Consider the following 18903-nt stretch of genomic DNA (forward strand, 5'->3'; position numbering starts at 1 on the left):
GATGCCCGAAGGACACACCCTCCACGCGCTGGCGGGCCGGTTGGACCGCGCCTTCGCGGGCTCCCCGGTCGCGGCGACCAGTCCGCAGGGCCGGTTCGCGGCGGGGGCGTCCCGGCTCGACGGCACCGTCCTCGTGGGCTCGTCGGCCTGGGGCAAGCACCTGTTCGTCGAGTTCGACGGTGAGGTCTGGCTGCACGTGCACCTGGGGCTGATCGGCACCTTCCCCGTGGTCCCGCTGCCAGCGGAGCTCGTCGGTATGCCGGCCGCCCACCTGCCGGTGACCGGCCAGGTTCGCCTGCGGCTGGCGGGTGACGGGCACGTCGCCGACCTGCGTGGCCCCAACCTGTGCGCCGTCATCACGCCCGCGGAGGTGCACGCCGTCGAGGCGCGACTGGGCCCGGATCCGCTTCGCGGTGATGCCGATCCGGAACTGGGGTGGTCGCGGATCTCGAACAGTCGCAGGCCCATCGGTGAGCTGCTCATGGACCAGGCCGTGATCGCCGGTGTCGGCAACGTCTACCGCTGCGAGGTGCTGTTCCGCCAGCGCGTCAACCCCTTTCGTCCCGGTCAGGAGGTGCGTCGCACGACCTGGCAGAAACTCTGGGACGACCTGTCCCAGCTGATGCGGATCGGTGTGGCCTACAACCAGATCCTCACCATGGACGACCAGGTGACCGAGGCGCTGGGGGAGGTGGCCAGCGGTGCGGCGGCCCGCCATACGCCCACCCTGACCGGCGAGCGGCTGGGTGACCGCTACGAGCGCCGGTTCTACCTCTACCAGCGTGCCGGCGAACCGTGCCGGGTGTGCGGCTCTTGGGTGCGGTCGGTCGCTGCGGCGGGTCGCACGCTCTACTGGTGCGGGCGGTGCCAACGCCGGCGTTGACGGGCGCGTGACCCGCGGCCAGGCGTCGCGGGTCCACCCGCTGCTTGGTCGCACGCAGGGCCTCGAGCTCGGGTGCCGTGAAGGCGCGCTGGACCGGGTCGTCGGCGGAGAGCATGGTGAACGCCGTGCGGCCGGTCAGCTCGGGTCCGAGTGCTGAGGAGAGCTCGCCGAAGCGGTCGGTCATCGGCGGCCCGAACGCGAGGGCGACGACGAACAGCAGGAACGGGTCGTCGATCGGCCCGGAGGCTGTCGGGCGATGACTCGGCAAGGCGAAGGCCCCGCCGAGGTGGCGCACCTGCGCCATCAGGATCGACTGCTGGCCGGGCGCGCCTGCCGCCGCCACGAACCGGTCGACGAGCAACTGGGCCCACGAGACCCCGGCGCCGATGCGCGCCATGCGGGCAGCGGTGTCCACCTCCACCTGGCCCAGTCGCGCCGTGCGCTCCACCACGGTGTCGTCGAGAGCCCGTGTCGCGGCGTGGCCGCTGAACTGTGCGGAAACGGCGTGACCCAGGCCGGTGGCGGTGCGTACGGCCGACTGCGCGTCGGACGCCGAGGCGATCTCGACGACGGCGGCAGGACGCTGGTCCACCGCCTGCACCCCGAGGGTGCCCCGCAGCGGCCAGCTCGTCCGGAGAACGCCGTGATCGCGTGCCGGGCCGGGTCAGCTGCGGGCGAGGATGACCACCAGCGTGCGGGGACCGTGGACACCCTCGACGCGGCTCAGCTCGATGTCACTGGTCGCGCTCGGTCCGCTGATGAAGGTCAGCGGCCGCGCCGGGTCGAGCCGCGCGAGCGCCTCGGGCACCGTCTGGACCACCTGGTCGGGCCGCACCACGCACACGTGGATGTCGGGCACCAGCGTGATCGCGCGCCGACCGCACGTGGGGCCGCCGTCGAGCACGATCGTGCCGGTCTCGGCGATGGCGACCGCGGAACCGGTCACGACCGCGTCGATCCCGTCGAGGGTGTCGGCGTCGAGGCTGCCGTCGTCGGCCACGATGCGCACCGGTCCGGCGTTCTCCGCCCGCGAATCGATCCCACTCTCCTGGTCACCGTTCGGAGCCAGGAAGTGGGCCGCGACGGCCGGTGGGCAGACGACGGACGTCACACCCAACGAGCCGAGGACGGACCGGACTGCCACCACGATCTCCTCGTCGCTGCCGCCGGTGCGTTGCACCGTCGCGCGGTAGTCCTCGATCCGCTCGACCAGCAGGTCGTCGAGCTCCGAGCTGCCGGCGGGCAGGTCGCCGCTGGTCCGGTAGGCACGAGGGGGCGGCGTCGTCCCGCCGGTCGACCCGACCGCCTCCCGGACCCGCCGCAGCACCTCGTCGCGGGCGCTCACGCCCGGGCCTCGCTCGCGTCGCTCTGGTCGCGGTGCGCCCACCACTCACGGAACGTCTCCGGTGGTGGCGAGGGCACGTCGCGAGACGCGGTCCAGCCGGACAGCGGTGGTGGAAGCGGCACCCGGACCCTGCCCCGCCGGATCATGGGACTGCCCATCCGGGCGGCCCTGCCCGCCTTGGCGAACCGCCCCTCGTCGCCCATGGTCCACGCCGCCGCCGCCATGGCGACCGCCTCCGCGGTGGGTACCTTGCTGCGGGCCTTGCGGGCCTCCACGTGCTCGGCGCGCAGCTGGACGAGGATCGACGGGATGTCGATCTTGACCGGGCAGACCTGGTAGCAGGCACCGCACAGGGAGGAGGCGAACGGCAGGGAGTCGTTCGGCTCGTCGCCGCCGGTGATGCCGGTCAGCTGCGGTGAGAGCACCGCCCCGATCGGTCCCGGGTAGACCGAGCCGTAGGCGTGCCCCCCGGTGCGCTCGTAGACGGGGCACACGTTGAGGCACGCCGAGCAGCGGATGCAGTGCAGCGCCGTGCGACCCAGCTCGTCGGCAAGGGCCGCCGTCCGGCCGTTGTCCAGCAGCACCAGGTGGAAGGTCTGCGGACCGTCGGGCACACCCTCGGTGCTGTGCACCCCGGTCCACGCGGAGGTGTAGGGATTCATCCGTTCACCGGTCGAGGACCTCGGCAGCAGCTGGAGGAACACCTCCAGGTCGCGCCAGGTGGGCACGAGCTTCTCGATGCCCATCACCGTGATCAGGGTCTCCGGCAGCGTCAGGCACATCCGCCCGTTGCCCTCCGACTCGAGCACCACCAGCGTGCCGGTGTCGGCGACCGCGAAGTTGGCGCCGCTGATCGCGACCTTGGCGCGCAGGAAGCGACGGCGCAGGTAGCCCCTCGCCGCCTCGGCGAGCGCCCGGGGGTCGTCGGTGATGGCGGGGTCGACGTTCGGCATCTCCCGCAGGAAGATCTCGCGGATCTCGCTGCGGCCGCGGTGGATCGCTGGCACGAGGATGTGCGACGGGGCGTCGTGTCCGAGCTGCACGATCAGCTCGGCCAGGTCGGTCTCGTATGCCGTGATGCCCGCGTCTTCGAGGGCCTCGTTCAGGCCGATCTCCTGCGTCGCCATCGACTTGACCTTGACCACCTCGGTCTCACCGGTCTGCTTCACCAGCCGCGTGACGATCGCATTGGCCTCCGCGGCGTCCCGGGCCCAGTGCACGATCCCGCCCCGCGCGGTCACCTCCGTCTCGAGCTGCTCGAGCAGCTCGGGCAGCCGGGCCATCGTGTCGGTCTTGATCGCGCTCCCGGCGTCGCGCAGGGCCTCCCAGTCGGGCACCTCGCCGACGACCGAGGCACGCTTGGCGCGGATCGTGGCGGTGGCGTGGCCGAGGTTGCGCCGCAGCTGGCTGTCGGACAGTGCGTCACGCGCGGCGGTGGGGAAGTCCCGTTCGCCCTGCAGGTGGCCCACCGCGGTGTCCGCCGTCGGACCGGGGTGCCCGGCACGCGGCATACCCAGGAACGTCTGTCCCCTTCCGCCGCTCATGCGTGCCCTCCTTCGCCGTTCCTCGGCGGCGGAGTCGCTCCGCTCCGCTCTCGCCGCCCGTCGTCACCCGCCATGCGTGCCTCCGTGGTTGCCAGGATCTCGGCAAGGTGCACCGGTTTGACGCCGGTGCGCAGGCGGCCGAGGCCGCCGCCGATGTGCATCAGGCAGGAGGAGTCACCGGCGGTGACGAACTCGGCGTCGGTCTCCAGCACGTTGCTCATCTTGTCGGCGAGCATCGCCGTGGAGGTGTCGGCGTTCTTGACCGCGAAGGTCCCGCCGAAGCCGCAGCACTGGTCGGCGGCCGGCAGCTCGACCAGGTCGATGCCGCGGACCGCCCGCAGCAGCTGCAGCGGCTTGTCGCCCACGCCGAGCATCCGCAGCGAGTGGCAGGTGGGGTGGTAGGTGACCCGGTGGGGATAGTCGGCGCCGACGTCGGTCACCCCGAGCACGTCGACCAGCAGCTCGGACAGCTCGTGGGTGCGCTCGGCCACGGCCCGCGCGCGGGCCGCGAGCCGCTCGTCACCGGCCCGCTCGGCCACCACCGCGTGCTGGTGCCGCACCGATCCCACGCACGATCCCGACGGCGCCACGATCGCCTCGACGCCGTCGGCGATCGCCTGCTCGAAGACGTCCACGTGGTGACGGACCAGTCCGAGCGCGTCCTGTTGGTAGCCGGTGTTGACGTGCATCTGCCCGCAGCAGGTCTGGTCGGTGGGGAAGACGACCTCGTGCCCCAGCCGCTCGAGCACCCGCACGGTCGCCTTGCCTACGTCGGGGAACAGCACGTCGCCGAGGCAGGTCACGAACAGCGCGATCTTCATGCGGACAGTCTGCCCGTGGTGCGCAACCTCGGCGAGCGGCGACCGCGTGGAGGTTATTGCCGTTTGATAACCACTGATCGAAACTCGTTGACATCTGGGCGGCACGGTGATTGGTTGTCCGAATCGGCCGTGGAGTGTCGGGGTGCCCGCATCCGCCTCCTTCCGGACCGGTCCCCACCCTGTGAAGGAGCACGCACATGAGGTCCCCCGCCCACCGAGGTGTCCGTCCCATCGCCGCCACGGCGACCGCATCGGCGGTCCTTGCCCTGGCGGGAGTGCCGGCCCTCGCCTCCACCGCGTCGGCGGTCGACGAGGGTGGCAAGCACATCCTCAAGGTCGCCTACAGCTCGACGATCGACACCTTCAACCCCTTCGTCTCGATCTACCTCACGCCAACCGGCATCAACCGGATGGTCTACGAGAACCTCGTGCAGTACTCCGCCAAGGACGGCTCCCCGATCCCGGGCCTCGCGGAGAGCTGGGACACCAGCAAGGACGGCAAGACCTGGACCTTCCACATCCGTCCGGGCATGAAGTGGTCCGACGGCCAGCCGATCACCTCTGCGGACCCGCAGTGGACCTACACGCAGATGATGACCAACGAGGCCATGTCGCAGGCCAACGGCTCGCTGGTGACCAACTTCGCCAAGGTCTCGGCCCCGGACCCGGACACCCTCGTCATCACGATGAAGGAGGGCACAGCGGTCAACCCGGGCATCGAGATCCCGGTCGTGCCCAAGCACGTGTGGAGCAAGCTGAAGAACCCGGCCAAGTTCGACAACTCCAAGGACGTCGTGGGTTCGGGTCCCTATGTGCTGGAGTCCTACAAGCCCAGCCAGCAGGTGGTGCTCAAGCCCAACCCGAACTTCTGGCGGGGCAAGCCGAAGATGGACGGCGTCACCTATGTCAACTTCAAGAACGGCGACGCCGCGGTGCAGGGTCTCAAGGCCGGCACCATCGACCTGATCGGCGGCCTGGAGGTGCCGCAGTTCGACGCGCTGAAGGATGCCAAGGGCGTAACGGTCAACTCCGGTAGCGGCCGTCGCTTCACCGGCCTCGGACTCAACCCGGGGGCGACCACCAAGGACGGCACCCCGATGGGTGACGGCAACCCGGTCCTCAAGGACCCGGTGGTCCGCCGCGCCATCCGGCAGGCGATCAACATCCCGGCCCTGATGGACAAGATGCTGCAGGGACACGGCACGCTCGCCACCTCGTTCGTGCCGGCCGTCTTCCCGCAGTGGCACTGGCACCCGGACAAGTCGAAGCTGGCGACCTATGAGCCCGACGCCGCAAACGCCGCGCTCGACCAGGCCGGCTACAAGAAGGGCCCGGACGGCATCCGGCTGGGCAAGGACGGCAAGCCGATCGTGCTGCGCCTGCTGGGGGACAACTCCGACTCCACCGACAAGCAGATGGCCGACTACATCATGCCGTGGCTGAAGAAGATCGGGATCAAGGTCGACCTGCAGATGTCCGACGGTGACGCGATCTCGGTCGACCTGCAGAAGGCCAACTACGACATGTACTTCACCGGCTGGAGCCTCGGGTCCGACCCCGACTTCCAGCTCGGCATCAACACCTGCAGCGCGCTGCCGGTCAAGCCGAACGGCGAGGGCGGCACCAGCATGGACTTCTGGTGCGACAAGAAGTTCGACAAGCTCTACGAGGAGCAGCACGCCGAGCTCGACCAGGGCAAGCGTGAGCAGATCGTGCAGAAGATGCTCGCGATGCACTACAACGCGGCTCCCTCGATCGACTTCTGGTACGGCGACAGCCTCGAGGCCTACCGCTCTGACCACGTGGCCGGCATGATCAAGATGCCCAAGAAGGGCGGCATGCTCACCGGGCAGTCCGGCTACTGGGCGGTCTGGGGCGCCCACCCCGCGAACGCGCAGGACGTCAAGAAGGCCGAGAGCGCCAGCAACCCCACCGGCAGCGCCGGCAACGACGACGGTGGCGGCATGGGCGGCGGCGCCTGGGCGGGCATCATCGCCGCAGCGGTCGTGGTGCTCGGTGGTGGCGGCTTCCTCGCCAGCAAGAAGAAGAAGCCCGCCGACGACCGCGAGTGACCGACGCCAGCAGGCGCGGGGCGACCGATGCCTCGTGCCTGCCGGCGTGTCCGCGGCCTGGCCCGCGCCTCCCGAGGAACGAGATCGCATGTCCAACACCCTGATCGACTCCGACGCCGTCGACGCGGTCGAACCGCTCGAAGGCGACCGGGACGCACGGGTCGGGTCGTCGTTCGGCCAGTTCGCCGCGCGCAAGGTCGGTGGCGCCGTCGTCAGCATGGTCATGGTGGTGCTGCTCGGCTTCTTCGCCTTCCGCATCCTGCCGGGCGACCCGGTGCGCACCATGACCCGCGGCCGGGTCATGTCCGCCGAGCAGCTGGCCGCCATGAAGCACCAGCTGGGACTCGACAAGTCGGTGCTCCAGCAGTTCTGGATCTACCTGAAGGACCTGCCGCAGGGCAAGCTCGGCACCTCCTACGTCTACAAGCGGCCGGTGTCCGACCTGATCATGGACCACCTCGGTCCGACGCTCCTGCTCACCAGCATCGCGGCCTTCGTCGCGATCGTCCTCGGCCTGTGGGTGGGGCAGAAGGCCGCCTGGGCGCGTGGCAGCTGGTTCGACCGCACCCACACCGCGACCGCGTTGATCCTGTGGTCGGTGCCGACCTTCTGGCTGGGTCTGATCCTGCTGCTGGTCTTCGCCGGCTGGCTGCAGATCCTGCCGCCCGGTGGCTACGACAGCGGGGACGGCTCCACCGGGCTCGCACACGTCCTGGACGTCGCCCAGCACCTCGTCCTCCCGGTGATCACCATGGTCGCGGTCACCTATGCGCAGTACCTCCTGGTGATGCGCGCCTCGTTGATCGAGGAGATGGACGCCCCCTACCGGGTGACCGCCCGCGCCAAGGGCCTGCGCGAGGACCTCGTGCGCCGCCGGCACGCGGTGCCCAACGCCCTGCTGCCGACCGTGACTCTGGTGTTCCTGCACCTGGGCGGGCTCATCGCCGGCGCCGTCACCACCGAGACGGTGTTCTCCTGGCCGGGACTCGGCTGGCTCACCTACTCCGCCCTCGACGGTCCGGACCTGCCGCTGCTGCAGGGCACCTTCGTCGTCTTCTCCGCCATCGTGATCCTGATGAACCTGATCGCCGACCTCATCTACCGCTTCCTCGACCCTCGGGTGCGTGCGCTGTGAGCACCAGTTCGTCCAACCGGACACAGCGCGCACCGCGCAACGTCACCTCCGCCCGCCGCCGGGCCCGGATGGCGCAGGTGTGGCGTGAGTTCCGGCGCAGCCGCAGTGGCGTCGCCGGACTGGTCATCCTGCTCGTGGTGGTGGCGCTGGCCCTGCTCGCCCCGGTCATCGCGCCGGACCGGCTGCTGGACGTCACCCAGCTGCTCGACAACCCGATCAACCACCCGCCGACCTGGCAGTTCCCGCTCGGCACCGACCCCTCCGGCCGGTCCGTCCTGGTGGTGCTCCTGTGGGGCGCACGGGTGTCGCTGCTCGTCGGCGTGGTCGCCACCGTCATCTCGATGGTGATCGGCACGACCGTCGGTATGGCGGCCGGTCACTTCGGTGGGTGGACCGGCGCCGCCCTGATGCGGGTCATCGACTTCTTCCTCGTCCTGCCGTCGCTCGTCCTCGCGATCGTGCTGGCGTCCGTGCTGAGCCGCAGCGTCTGGACCGTCATCCTCGCGATCGGCATCACCAGCTGGGCCGGCACCGCCCGCGTCGTCCGGTCGCAGACGCTCACCGTCGACGCCCGGCCGTACATCGAACGGGCGTGGGCCCTCGGGGCGGGGCACGGACACGTCATACGCAAGCACGTGCTGCCGGCGGTCATGCCCCTGGTCATGGCCAACACCACCCTGACCGTCGGCTCGGCGATCATCGCGGAGGCCACCTTGTCCTTCCTCGGCCTCGGTGACACCAGCAAGCAGTCGTGGGGGACCATGCTCAAGCTGGCCCTCGACTCCGGCGCCGCGACCGGCGGCTTCTGGTGGTTCATCCTGCCGCCGGGTGTCGCCATCGTCATCGTGGTGCTGGCCTTCACCCTCGTCGGTCGCGCCTTCGAGGCCGTCATCAACCCGAGCCTGCGGGAGCGCTGATGCCCGAGCTGATCCTGGAGGACGTCTCCATCACCTACGCCTCCCGCATCGACACCTCGCGCGGTGACGTCCAGGCGGTGCGCGGAGTGAGCCTCACGCTGCCCGAAGGCGGCACGCTCGGCATCGCCGGCGAGTCGGGCTCCGGCAAGTCCACGCTGGCCATGTCCATCCTGCGGCTGCTGCCCAAGAGCGCGCGGGTCGAGGGCCAGGTGCTGCTCGACGGCGAGGACGTCCTGGGGCTGTCGTGGGGCAGGCTGCGGGCGCTGCGGTGGAGCGAGGCGGCCGTGGTCTTCCAGGGCGCCATGCACTCGCTCAACCCGGTCCGGCGGATCGGCGCGCAGATCGAGGAGGCCCTCGAGCTGCACGTCAAGGACGACTACCGCACCGAGAAGGCACGCAAGGCCCGGGTGCACCGGCTCCTGCGCGACGTGGACCTGCCGCAGGCGAAGGCGTCGTCGTTCCCGCACGAGCTGTCCGGCGGCCAGCGGCAGCGCGCGATGATCGCCATGGCGCTCGCCTGCGACCCGGAGATGATCATCGCCGACGAGCCGACCACGGCCCTCGACGTCGTGGTGCAGGCGCAGGTGCTCGAGTTGCTGTCGGGTCTGGTGCGCGAGCGCGGCCTCTCGCTGATCTTCATCAGCCACGACCTGTCCGTGCTGCGCACCGCCTGCGAGCGCATCGCCGTCATGCGCGACGGCGTCGTGCTCGAGGAGGGGCCGAGCGAGCAGGTCGCGACGGCGCCGCGCCACCCCTACACCGCAGCGCTCGCGGCCGCGTTCCCCCGGATCGGCGACCCCGCGTCGCGCATGCACCCGGTGTCGCGGCGGGACTTCGCCGGTGCCGAGACCGCCGAGCAGGTGAGGGAGCGAGGCGCCGCCGACCGGGCGAGGGGCGGTGCGGCCTCTGGTGAGCCGGCCGAGCAGCACGCCGCCGCGGCCGAGGAGGCGGAGTCCCCTGAAGGCGAGGGCGCGACGTCGAGCGGGGCCGGCCGGCACACCGGACCGGGCGAGGTGCTGCTGGAGGCGCGTGGCCTGTCCGTCGCCTTCCACACCAAGCACGGCCTGGTCAAGGCGGTCGACGACGTCTCGCTGGAGTGCCGGCGCGGCGAGATCACGGCCCTGGTCGGCCAGTCCGGGTCGGGCAAGACGACCCTGGCCCGGGCCCTGTTGCGGCTGCAGCCTCCGACGCGGGGTGACGTGTACTACCGCGGGGAGGCGCTGCCCGCCAGGGCCGGTGCGCTCAAGGAGTTCCGGCGGCAGGTCCAGCTGGTGCTGCAGGACCCGGCCAGCGCCCTCAACCCCAAGCACTCGGTCTACGAGTCCGTCGCCGAGGGTCTGCGCATCCACGGGATGGACGCCCGGGAGCGCGAGCTGGTGAGCGAGGCGCTGGCCAAGGCCGAGCTCTCACCGCCGGAGGACTTCTTCTCGGCCATCCCCGCCGAGCTGTCCGGTGGCCAGCTGCAGCGGGTGGTCATCGCCGGCGCCCTGGCGCTCGAGCCGGAGTTCCTCGTCGCCGACGAGCCGGTGGCCTCCTTGGACGCCTCGGTGCGCGGCGAGATCCTGGGGCTGCTGCTCCAGCTGCGCCGCACTCTCGGCCTCGGAGCGCTGGTCATCACGCACGACCTCGGCCTGGCCTGGAACATCGCCGACCGGGTGATGGTGATGTACGAGGGCAAGATCGTCGAGTCCGGCCCGGTCGAGGACGTGCTGTTGCACCCGCAGCACGACTACACCCGGACGCTCCTCGCGGCGGTTCCCCTCACCGCCGCCGTCCCGGTCGACTCCGCCCTGGCCGCCCCCGCCGACTGAACCGAGTCGCGCCGATCATCGTGACAGGGACGTCGCCCTCGGCAACGAAACCACAACGATGATGGGCCGAGGGTCCAGACCGTATGCCGGCCGGTCGACCCGGAGCGCGAGCCTCCGGGTTCCGACTCGGGTCGCTGTCGCTACGCCGTGGGCGAACACGTGGCGTGCTCACCCACGCAGCGGAACAGACCGGCATACGGGCACGTTGGCTCCCACAGGCACCAGACCCCGCGGACGTGGGGTGTGTGCGCACGAAAGCACAGATAGCATCGAGGTATCTCTCGATAGCGAGGAGCGAAAGCGATGTTCGAACGGTTCACCGACCGGGCCCGCCGGGTGGTGGTGCTTGCGCAGGAGGAAGCGCGCATGCTCAACCACAACTACATCGGGACCGAGCACATCCTGCTCGGCCTGATTCATGAGGGCGAAGGTGTCGCCGCCAAGGCTCTGGAGAGCCTCGGCATCTCGCTCGACGACGTCCGCGGACAGGTGCAGGAGATCATCGGTCAGGGCCAGCAGGCCCCGTCCGGGCACATCCCCTTCACCCCGCGCGCCAAGAAGGTCCTCGAGCTGTCCCTGCGCGAGGGGCTCCAGCTCGGCCACAACTACATCGGCACCGAGCACATCCTGCTCGGCCTCATCCGTGAGGGCGAGGGCGTCGCGGCGCAGGTGCTGGTCAAGCTCGGCGCCGACCTCAACAAGGTCCGCCAGCAGGTCATCCAGCTGCTGTCCGGCTACCAGGGCAAGGAGCCTCAGGGCGCGGGCGTCGGCGCCTCCCAGGAGGGCACCCCTGCCGGCTCGCTGGTGCTCGACCAGTTCGGCCGCAACCTGACCCAGGCCGCCCGCGAGGGCAAGCTCGACCCGGTCATCGGACGCGCCAAGGAGATCGAGCGCGTCATGCAGGTCCTGTCGCGCCGCACCAAGAACAACCCGGTCCTGATCGGGGAGCCCGGCGTCGGCAAGACCGCCGTCGTCGAGGGCCTCGCGCAGGACGTGGTGCGCGGCGACGTGCCCGAGACGCTGAAGGACAAGCAGCTCTACACGCTCGACCTCGGCGCGCTCGTGGCGGGATCCCGCTACCGCGGTGACTTCGAGGAGCGCCTCAAGAAGGTGCTCAAGGAGATCCGCACCCGCGGCGACATCATCCTGTTCATCGACGAGATCCACACCCTCGTCGGGGCGGGTGCCGCGGAGGGCGCGATCGACGCCGCCAGCATCCTCAAGCCGATGCTGGCCCGCGGCGAGCTGCAGACCATCGGTGCCACCACGCTGGACGAGTACCGCAAGCACATCGAGAAGGACGCCGCGCTCGAGCGCCGGTTCCAGCCGATCCAGGTCAACGAACCCGACCTGGCCCACGCGATCGAGATCCTCAAGGGGCTGCGTGACCGCTATGAGGCGCACCACCGGGTCTCCATCACCGACGGCGCGCTGGTCGCGGCCGCCAACATGGCCGACCGCTACATCAACGACCGGTTCCTGCCGGACAAGGCGATCGACCTGATCGACGAGGCCGGTGCGCGGTTGCGGATCCGCCGGATGACCGCACCGCCGGACCTGCGCGAGTTCGACGACAAGATCGCGCACGTCCGCCGCGAGAAGGAGTCGGCGATCGACGGGCAGGACTTCGAGAAGGCGGCGTCCCTACGCGACGACGAGAAGCACCTGCTCGAGGAGAAGGCGCACCGCGAGAAGGAGTGGAAGTCCGGCGACATGGACGTCGTCGCCGAGGTCGACGAGGAGCTCATCGCCGAGGTCCTGGCCGCCTCGACCGGCATCCCGGTCTTCAAGCTCACCGAGGAGGAGTCCTCGCGGCTGCTCCACATGGAGGACGAGCTGCACAAGCGCATCGTCGGCATGGACGAGGCCATCAAGGCCCTGTCCCAGGCGATCCGGCGCACCCGCGCCGGCCTGAAGGACCCGCACCGTCCCGGCGGCTCGTTCATCTTCGCCGGGCCCACCGGCGTCGGCAAGACCGAGCTGGCCAAGACGCTGGCGGAGTTCCTGTTCGGCGACGAGGACAGCCTGATCCAGCTGGACATGAGCGAGTACTCCGAGAAGCACACGGTCTCGCGGCTGTTCGGGTCCCCTCCCGGCTACGTCGGCTACGAGGAGGGCGGTCAGCTCACCGAGAAGGTGCGCCGCAAGCCGTTCTCCGTCGTGCTCTTCGACGAGGTCGAGAAGGCTCACCCCGACATCTTCAACTCGCTGTTGCAGATCCTCGAGGACGGCCGGCTCACCGACTCCCAGGGCCGGGTGGTCGACTTCAAGAACACCGTCATCATCATGACGACCAACCTCGGCACGCGGGACATCGCCAAGGGCGTCTCGCTCGGGTTCGCCTCGGGCGGTGACGTGCACTCGAGCTACGAGAAGATGAAGAACAAGGTCAACGACGAGCTCAAGCAGCACTTCCGGCCGGAGTTCCTCAACCGCGTGGACGACACGATCGTCTTCCCGCAGCTGACGCAGGACGAGATCGTCGCGATCGTCGACCTGATGATCGCCAAGCTCGACCTGCGGCTCAAGGACAAGGACATGGGTATCGAGCTCACGCCCTCGGCCAAGCAGCTGCTCGCCAAGCGGGGCTACGACCCGGTGCTCGGCGCCCGTCCGCTGCGTCGGGCGATCCAGCGGGACATCGAGGACGTGCTGTCCGAGAAGATCCTCTACGGCGAGGTCGCGACCGGCGAGATCGTCCTCGTCGGCACCGAGGGCGAGGGCAAGTCCGCGTCGTTCACCTTCAAGGGCACGCCGCACACCCACGCGCCGGACTCGCTGCCGGTCGAGGCGGCCGGCACCTCGTCGGGGTCCACCGCCACCGGCACGGAGTGATCGGCGGTATGCCGGCCGCCCACCTGCCAAGGTGACGCGGCCGCGCATACCGAGCAGGCTGGAAGGGGCCGGGCGCACCACGCGCCCGGCCCCTTCGTCTGCCGGCAGACCCCGGCGGCGCCGTGGCGAGGCGCCGTGTGCCACATCACGCCACGTCCCACGGGGGAATCATCGCGAGGTTTCGGACGTCCTACGGGCATGCAACCTCGCAATGATCCCTCGCAGGGTGTGGCGACCCGCCCGGGGCCGCGCGTCGGGGAGACTGTCAGCATGGATCCCGCCGGCGAGCCGCCTCGCACCCTTCGTGGGGAGGCGCCCCAGCCGCTCCGGCCGGCCCAGGGTGGGCGACGCCAGGGACGGGGACGGCTGGTCGGGGAGGCGGCGCTGGCAGGTCTGGTCGCCCTGGCCCTCTTCGTCGTGACGGCGTATGTCGCGCTGCGCACCTACGAGGGTCAGCGGGTCGACCGCGAGGCGATGTTCGCCGTCAGCGGTCCCCAGGACACGGTGCAGAACGCGCACGAGGTGCTCAACACCGTCTCGGTCGGGACGGTGGCGCTGGTCGTGCTCGGTTGCATGGTGCTGGCGCTCGCGCGCCGGCGTTGGGCGCTGTCCATTGCCGCGCTGGTGCTGGTGGCCGGCGCCAACCTCAGCACGCAGCTGCTCAAGCACGAGCTGCTGTCGCGGACGGACTTCGGGCTCGGCACCCTCAACGGCCTGCCGAGCGGGCACACGACCGTGGTGGTCTCCCTCGCCCTGGCCGCCCTGCTGGTGTCACCGACCTGGCTGCGAACCCCCGTCACGCTGGTCGGCGCGTGCGCCGCCACGCTGATCGGCGTGGGCACGGTTGTCGCACGCTGGCACCGCCCGAGCGACGTGGTCGCGGCAGTCGCGGTGTGTGTGGTGTGGGCCGCCGTCGCGCTGCTGATCGCGGCCGCCGCGGGCCACGGCTACCGCCGCAGGCTGGCGCGGCGCGGCCAGGGTCACTGGGTGGCTCTCCTCGGTGCCCTGACGGTGGGGGTGCTGGTGGTTTTCGCCGGCATCCGGCCGAGCGGGTCGCCCGGCTCACTCGACCTGGTCGTGGGTGCGCTGTCCCTCATCGGCCTGGCCTGCGCCCTCGCGGTGGGCTGGATGTCGCACGTCGCACGCCACCTGGACTGACCGTGCTCGCTCCAGACTGCTTCGCGGGGGTCGGGAACCGGCCCGGGGTGAGCACAGGGGCGCGTGGGGACGGCCCGTGCTCGTTCCAGACCGCTTCGCGGCGGTCGGCAACCGGCCCGGGGTGAGCAAAGCCGCCCGGGGTGAGCACGGGCACCACGGGCGAGGTGGAAGGGCGGCGGCCCGTCGTGCTATCTGTGGACCAGGTGGCCCGAGTCCGCGGCGCCGCCCCGGACGAGAGCACGCCGTACCCGGACCCGACGACGGCCTGCAGGAGGAGATCCATGTCCGACCCCTCGCAGATCGTGCAGGTCCTGGGTGCCCTGCTCATCCTTGCCGCCTTCGCGGGCGTGCAGCTCGGGCGACTGCGCCCCGACACCTGGTCCTACCTGTGGCTCAACCTCGGGGGCTCGGCCGTCCTCGCCGTGCTTGCCTGGCAAGGCCGTGACTGGGGGTTCCTGCTGCTGGAGGGCGTCTGGGCCCTGGTCTCGGTGTGGTCCCTCGTGCGCAAGGCCCAGGGAGTGGAGACCGTCGCCCACTGAGGGGCGGGCACCGGAAGCTCACCGACCACGCCGCCGGTTCACTGGGTGGGACGGGCCGCGCGCCACGTCGCATCGACGCGGCCGGTCTGTCTAGGGTGTCCCGGTGACACAGCGCTCAGCCCGTCCTTCCTGGTCCACCCGCACCCGGGCACTCGCGGTCGGCGGCGTGTGTCTCTGCCTCGCGGCCGCGGGCTGCTCCGGCGATTCCTCGTCGGAGGCTGACAGCCCCAGCCCGAGCACCACCACCAGCGACGCCCCCGCGCCGAGCCCCGCCGCGCCCACGACGTCTCGCGAGACGCCGAGGCCACCGGGGGCCGGCCTGCCAGACGGCCTCGCAGCCGTCATCAACCCCCTGTATGGCGTGGGCCGGGTCCCCGCGAGCAGCGCCGCCACCGCGGCGCTCGAGCATCGTCAGGTCTCCGACCGGCAGGTCCGGGTGAAGGGCACTGTCGGCCGCTTCAAGGACGCCCGGGTCGCGGTGGTCACCGCGGGCAAGGACGTCACGCTCGCCGTGAAGCAGGGCAAGAGCTGGCGGGTCGTCGGCGGCTGGTGGCCCTCGCTGCGGGTCAAGCCGGTGCTCGGCGGTGACCGCCGGGTGCTGCTCATCGGCTCGGACGCCCGCGTGAGCCACGGGCAGAGAGTCGACCGTTCCCGCGCCGACAGCCTGCACATCGTCGGAGTGGACGGGAAGGGCGGCGGCGGCGTGCTCGGCATACCCCGTGACTCCTACGTGTCGCTCTCCACCGGGGGCAAGAACAAGATCAACGCCGCCATGGTGTTCGGTGGGCCGAAGGCACAGCTCGAGACCGTGCGCCGTGCCACCCGGTTGCCGATCGAGGGCTACGTGCTGACCGGGTTCGGGGGCTTCAAGAAGGCGATCGACGCGGTCGGCGGCCTGCGCATCGACGTGCCCAAGGCGGTCAAGGGGGAGGCGTCCGGAGCGGACGTGGAGAAGGGCAGGCAGAAGCTCTCGGGCAAGGAGGCGCTGGCCTACGCGCGGGAGCGCAAGACGCTGCCGGACGGCGACTTCGGCCGCAGCCGCAACCAGGGCCTGGTCCTGCTCGCCGGGGCCGGCATGGTGCGGCTGTCCGGACCGCGCTCGCTGCCGACCTACCTGCAGAAGGTCGGGCCGCACGTCGAGACGGACCTGTCACCGGCACAGGTGCTGACCCTGACCGCCACGATCTTCCGGATGAACCCGGCCAAGGTGCGCAATGAGGTGGCCGTCGGCGGGTTCGGCACGTCTGCGGCCGGCGCGTCCATCGTGGTGCTCGGCGACACCGCGCGCCGGCTCTTCGCCGACCTGCGGGACGGCAACCTGTCCTAGGGTTCTGGTCCTCCGGTCGGCCATGCTCTCCGCGCGCCAGCCGGGTCGGCCGGCCCGCGGCACGCCGTTGCCGGTCAGGCGGTCACAGGCAGCCCGAAGCTCGTGAACGCGTCGACCCCGATGAACGAGGTCACGTCGCCGATGGCGTCGTCGTGCACCGTCAGCACGTTCAGCGACCAGGCCCGGTAGGCGTCGTCGCCGGGGGCACGCAGATAGAGCGCGACCATGGGCTGTGCGTTCGCGGTGAGGGTTCGCGCGCGCCACTCGCCACACGAGCCGAGCGGCACGGCTCGCACGAACGGGCCGACGTGCTCGAGGCCCTGGTACCAGTGTGGGAGCGGTGGCATCGACCAGGTGACCCCCGCGCTGAGCAGCTCGATCAGCTCGTCGGCGTCGCCCCGCTCCAGGGCGGCGGCGAACCCGGTGACCAGCTTGCGCAGCCTCGTGTCGCCGAGCCGCCGCAGCGCCTGCTGCTGGCTGCCGGACGGCATATGCTCCCTGAGCGCCGCGCGGGCCCGTTGCAAGGCACTGTTCACGGCCGGCGTCGAGGTCTGCATCATGTCGGCGATCTCCTGCGCGGAGAAGCCCAGCACCTCGAACAGCAACAACGCCGCACGCTGGTTGCCGGGGAGGTGCTGCAGGGCTGCGACGAACGCGAGCTCGACCGCCTCGCGCTCCTCGAAGCGCGACTCCATCCCGCCGTCAGGATAGGGACCGAGCCACGCGACATCGGTGCGTGGCACGTCGTCGACGACCGGCTCCTGACTGGACGGGCCGAGATCGATCGGCAGGGCCCGGCGGCGACGCTCCGCGATCAGGTCCAGGCTGCACCGGGTGGCGATCGTGTACATCCACCGCCGCAGCGAGCTGCGGCCCTCGAAGCCGCCGAACCCACGCCAAGCCTGCACCAGCGCGTTCTGCAGGGCATCGTCGGCGTCGTGGACCGAACCCAGCATCCGGTAGCAGTGGGCGTGCAGCTCCCGTCGCAGTGGCGCGACGAGGTCGGTGAACGCGTCGTCGCTCGTGACAGAAACCTCACCCACAACCGATGATTATGCTCCGCCTGCTCCGTCACGACTTCCGTGACAGACAACGACGAGACGATGACCCTGCTGCACTACCTGGACGCCCAGCGCGACAGCGTCGTGGCGATCCTGGACGGGCTGGACGACAACCAGCTCAACACACCGGCAGTCGCGTCCGGGTGGACTCCGCTCGGGCTGGTGGCTCACCTGTGCGGCGCCGAGCACCTGTGGCTGCACCATGTGCTGGCCGGCTCGGCCGGCAACCTGCCGCCGTGGCCGCTGGACGGTCCCTACAGCCCGTTCACGGTGCGCGCGCAGACGGCCGACGTGGTCGACTTCTACCGGAAGCAGGCCGCGATCTCGGACCAGAACGTCGTCGTCGCCGACCTGGCGGCGCCACCCCGGGTCGCGCCACCGCCCGAGCTGGCCGAGTACGCACCGGACGGCCGCTCCGTGGTCGTGCACATGATCGAGGAGACCGCGCGGCACGCGGGCCACCTGGACATCGTCCGCGAGCTGATCGACGGCCGCACCGGGCTCGGGCCGCGATGACCCCTGCCCGGCGGTGCCCTCACGCATGTGGGGGCAGCGTCACCGGAGGCTGACCATCACGCCGCCGGAGAACATCGAGTCGTGCAGCTCGATGCTGGCGGGCTCGGCGTCCTTCGGCATGTCATAGACGAGCACGCCCTTGACGGTGTTGCCGGGGTTGATCTCGTTGAGGAAGACGTCGTTGCCCTCGATGGACATGGCCGCCACGGAGTCCGCGTCGAACTCACGGCCAGTGGCATCGCGGACGACCTGCGAGGTGTCGTCGAGCAGCTGGGACTCGTCGCCGATGTTCTTGACCGTGACGTGGACGAGCGCGAACCGGCCCTGGGCCTTCTCGCCCAGCAGGTCGCCGCCCACCTGCTTGATCCCGCGGTCCACCTTCGTCACGGTGAACTCGAACTTGCCGTCGCGCACGGCGGTGCCGATGCGCGGGAGACCGGCCCCGCTCGCATCCGGTCTCTCTGCCGCGTCTGCCGCCCCCGCAGCGTCTGCCGGCTTCGGGTCGTCGGCCTCCGGCCGGTCGGCGGCGCTCGGGCCGGCGGCAGGCTGCTGGGCGGTGGGTTGGCTCGTGGCGACGGCTCGAGCTGCCTGCTCGGTCGCCGAGTCCGAGGAACCGCCACTCAGCTGGACCACTCCCGCCAGCACCGCTAGGGCGGCGAACGCGGTCAGCAGGCGGTGCCGCCGGAACCACCCCCTGGGCTTCTCGGGCCGTGGCGGAGCGCCGACCGGTTGCCATCCCTCGAAGTGCGTCAAGCGCTGCTGTCGACGGTCGTGGTCGTCGTGCGGGGACATGGGTTCTCCTTCGTCGGTGGTGAAGTGCGCACAGTCCACCTCGGGACAACCGCCGGGGTCTTCACTCGATCGGCTGGATCACCTTGGCTCATCGGATGATCCGGCGGACCACACCGCAGCCGGATGACGGAGGACCACTGTCGGACC

The 18903-nt window shown here is 70.7% G+C and carries 15 protein-coding genes and 1 pseudogene; 10 read left to right on the top strand and 6 right to left on the bottom strand.

Annotated elements, in window-relative coordinates:
* The first annotated feature begins 1 nt into the window (after nt 1).
* Nucleotides 2–883, top strand: coding sequence for an Fpg/Nei family DNA glycosylase (locus FCN22_RS09775; protein WP_137121364.1), 882 nt, complete (start codon nt 2–4; stop codon nt 881–883).
* Between the two features lie 370 nt (nt 884–1253).
* On the opposite strand, the pseudogene FCN22_RS22805 reads toward FCN22_RS09775, so the two are convergent.
* From FCN22_RS22805 to FCN22_RS09795, 4 genes and pseudogenes are all read right to left on the bottom strand, one after another.
* Nucleotides 1254–1484 (bottom strand): annotated as a pseudogene (locus FCN22_RS22805) (FAD-linked oxidase); the annotation flags it as partial.
* A 63-nt stretch (nt 1485–1547) separates the two neighbouring features.
* Entirely contained in the window at nt 1548–2228 is a 681-nt protein-coding gene (locus FCN22_RS09785) for a LutC/YkgG family protein (protein ID WP_137121365.1), read from the bottom strand.
* A complete protein-coding gene (locus FCN22_RS09790) occupies nt 2225–3772 on the bottom strand; it encodes a LutB/LldF family L-lactate oxidation iron-sulfur protein (RefSeq protein ID WP_202911507.1) in 1548 nt (515 codons plus the stop codon). The genes FCN22_RS09785 and FCN22_RS09790 overlap by 4 nt, the downstream gene beginning before the upstream one ends.
* Entirely contained in the window at nt 3769–4593 is an 825-nt protein-coding gene (locus FCN22_RS09795) for a (Fe-S)-binding protein (protein ID WP_137121366.1), read from the bottom strand. The genes FCN22_RS09790 and FCN22_RS09795 overlap by 4 nt, the downstream gene beginning before the upstream one ends.
* 197 nt (nt 4594–4790) lie before the next feature.
* On the opposite strand from FCN22_RS09795, the gene FCN22_RS09800 reads away from it, so the two are divergent.
* From FCN22_RS09800 to FCN22_RS09830, 8 genes are all read left to right on the top strand, one after another.
* Nucleotides 4791–6665, top strand: coding sequence for an ABC transporter substrate-binding protein (locus tag FCN22_RS09800; RefSeq protein ID WP_137121367.1), 1875 nt, complete (start codon nt 4791–4793; stop codon nt 6663–6665).
* Between the two features lie 88 nt (nt 6666–6753).
* On the top strand, nt 6754–7800 hold the full coding sequence (locus tag FCN22_RS21875; protein ID WP_202911508.1) for an ABC transporter permease: 1047 nt from the start codon (nt 6754–6756) through the stop codon (nt 7798–7800).
* Nucleotides 7797–8717 carry an ABC transporter permease gene (locus FCN22_RS21880; RefSeq protein ID WP_338016644.1) on the top strand — a complete coding sequence of 307 codons (921 nt, stop codon included), beginning with the start codon at nt 7797–7799 and terminating at the stop codon, nt 8715–8717. The genes FCN22_RS21875 and FCN22_RS21880 overlap by 4 nt, the downstream gene beginning before the upstream one ends.
* Nucleotides 8717–10528 carry a dipeptide ABC transporter ATP-binding protein gene (locus FCN22_RS09810; protein ID WP_137121368.1) on the top strand — a complete coding sequence of 604 codons (1812 nt, stop codon included), beginning with the start codon at nt 8717–8719 and terminating at the stop codon, nt 10526–10528. The genes FCN22_RS21880 and FCN22_RS09810 overlap by 1 nt, the downstream gene beginning before the upstream one ends.
* A 303-nt stretch (nt 10529–10831) precedes the next feature.
* Entirely contained in the window at nt 10832–13363 is a 2532-nt protein-coding gene (locus tag FCN22_RS09815) for an ATP-dependent Clp protease ATP-binding subunit (RefSeq protein WP_137121369.1), read from the top strand.
* A 270-nt stretch (nt 13364–13633) separates the two neighbouring features.
* A complete protein-coding gene (locus tag FCN22_RS09820; RefSeq protein WP_162308178.1) occupies nt 13634–14521 on the top strand; it encodes a phosphatase PAP2 family protein in 888 nt (295 codons plus the stop codon).
* Between the two features lie 281 nt (nt 14522–14802).
* Nucleotides 14803–15060, top strand: coding sequence for a CBU_0592 family membrane protein (locus FCN22_RS09825; RefSeq protein ID WP_137121371.1), 258 nt, complete (start codon nt 14803–14805; stop codon nt 15058–15060).
* Nucleotides 15061–15163: 103 nt separating this feature from the next.
* On the top strand, nt 15164–16387 hold the full coding sequence (locus FCN22_RS09830; protein ID WP_137121372.1) for an LCP family protein: 1224 nt from the start codon (nt 15164–15166) through the stop codon (nt 16385–16387).
* 74 nt (nt 16388–16461) lie between these two features.
* Here FCN22_RS09830 and FCN22_RS09835 read toward each other — a convergent pair whose 3' ends face one another.
* Nucleotides 16462–17430 (bottom strand): sigma-70 family RNA polymerase sigma factor, encoded by a 969-nt coding sequence (locus FCN22_RS09835; protein ID WP_137121373.1) that lies wholly within the window; start codon nt 17428–17430, stop codon nt 16462–16464.
* 39 nt (nt 17431–17469) lie between these two features.
* Here FCN22_RS09835 and FCN22_RS09840 point away from each other — a divergent pair, with 39 nt between their 5' ends.
* Nucleotides 17470–17964, top strand: a complete 495-nt coding sequence (locus FCN22_RS09840) for a DinB family protein (RefSeq protein ID WP_202911509.1) — start codon at nt 17470–17472, stop codon at nt 17962–17964.
* 39 nt (nt 17965–18003) lie between these two features.
* Here the strand turns inward: FCN22_RS09840 and FCN22_RS09845 are convergent, their stop codons facing one another.
* A complete protein-coding gene (locus tag FCN22_RS09845; protein WP_137121374.1) occupies nt 18004–18756 on the bottom strand; it encodes a DUF4352 domain-containing protein in 753 nt (250 codons plus the stop codon).
* Nucleotides 18757–18903: the final 147 nt, after the last annotated feature.

It is taken from the genome of Segeticoccus rhizosphaerae (assembly GCF_005222685.1).
In the GTDB taxonomy this organism is placed as follows: Bacteria; Actinomycetota; Actinomycetes; order Actinomycetales; family Dermatophilaceae; genus Segeticoccus; species Segeticoccus rhizosphaerae.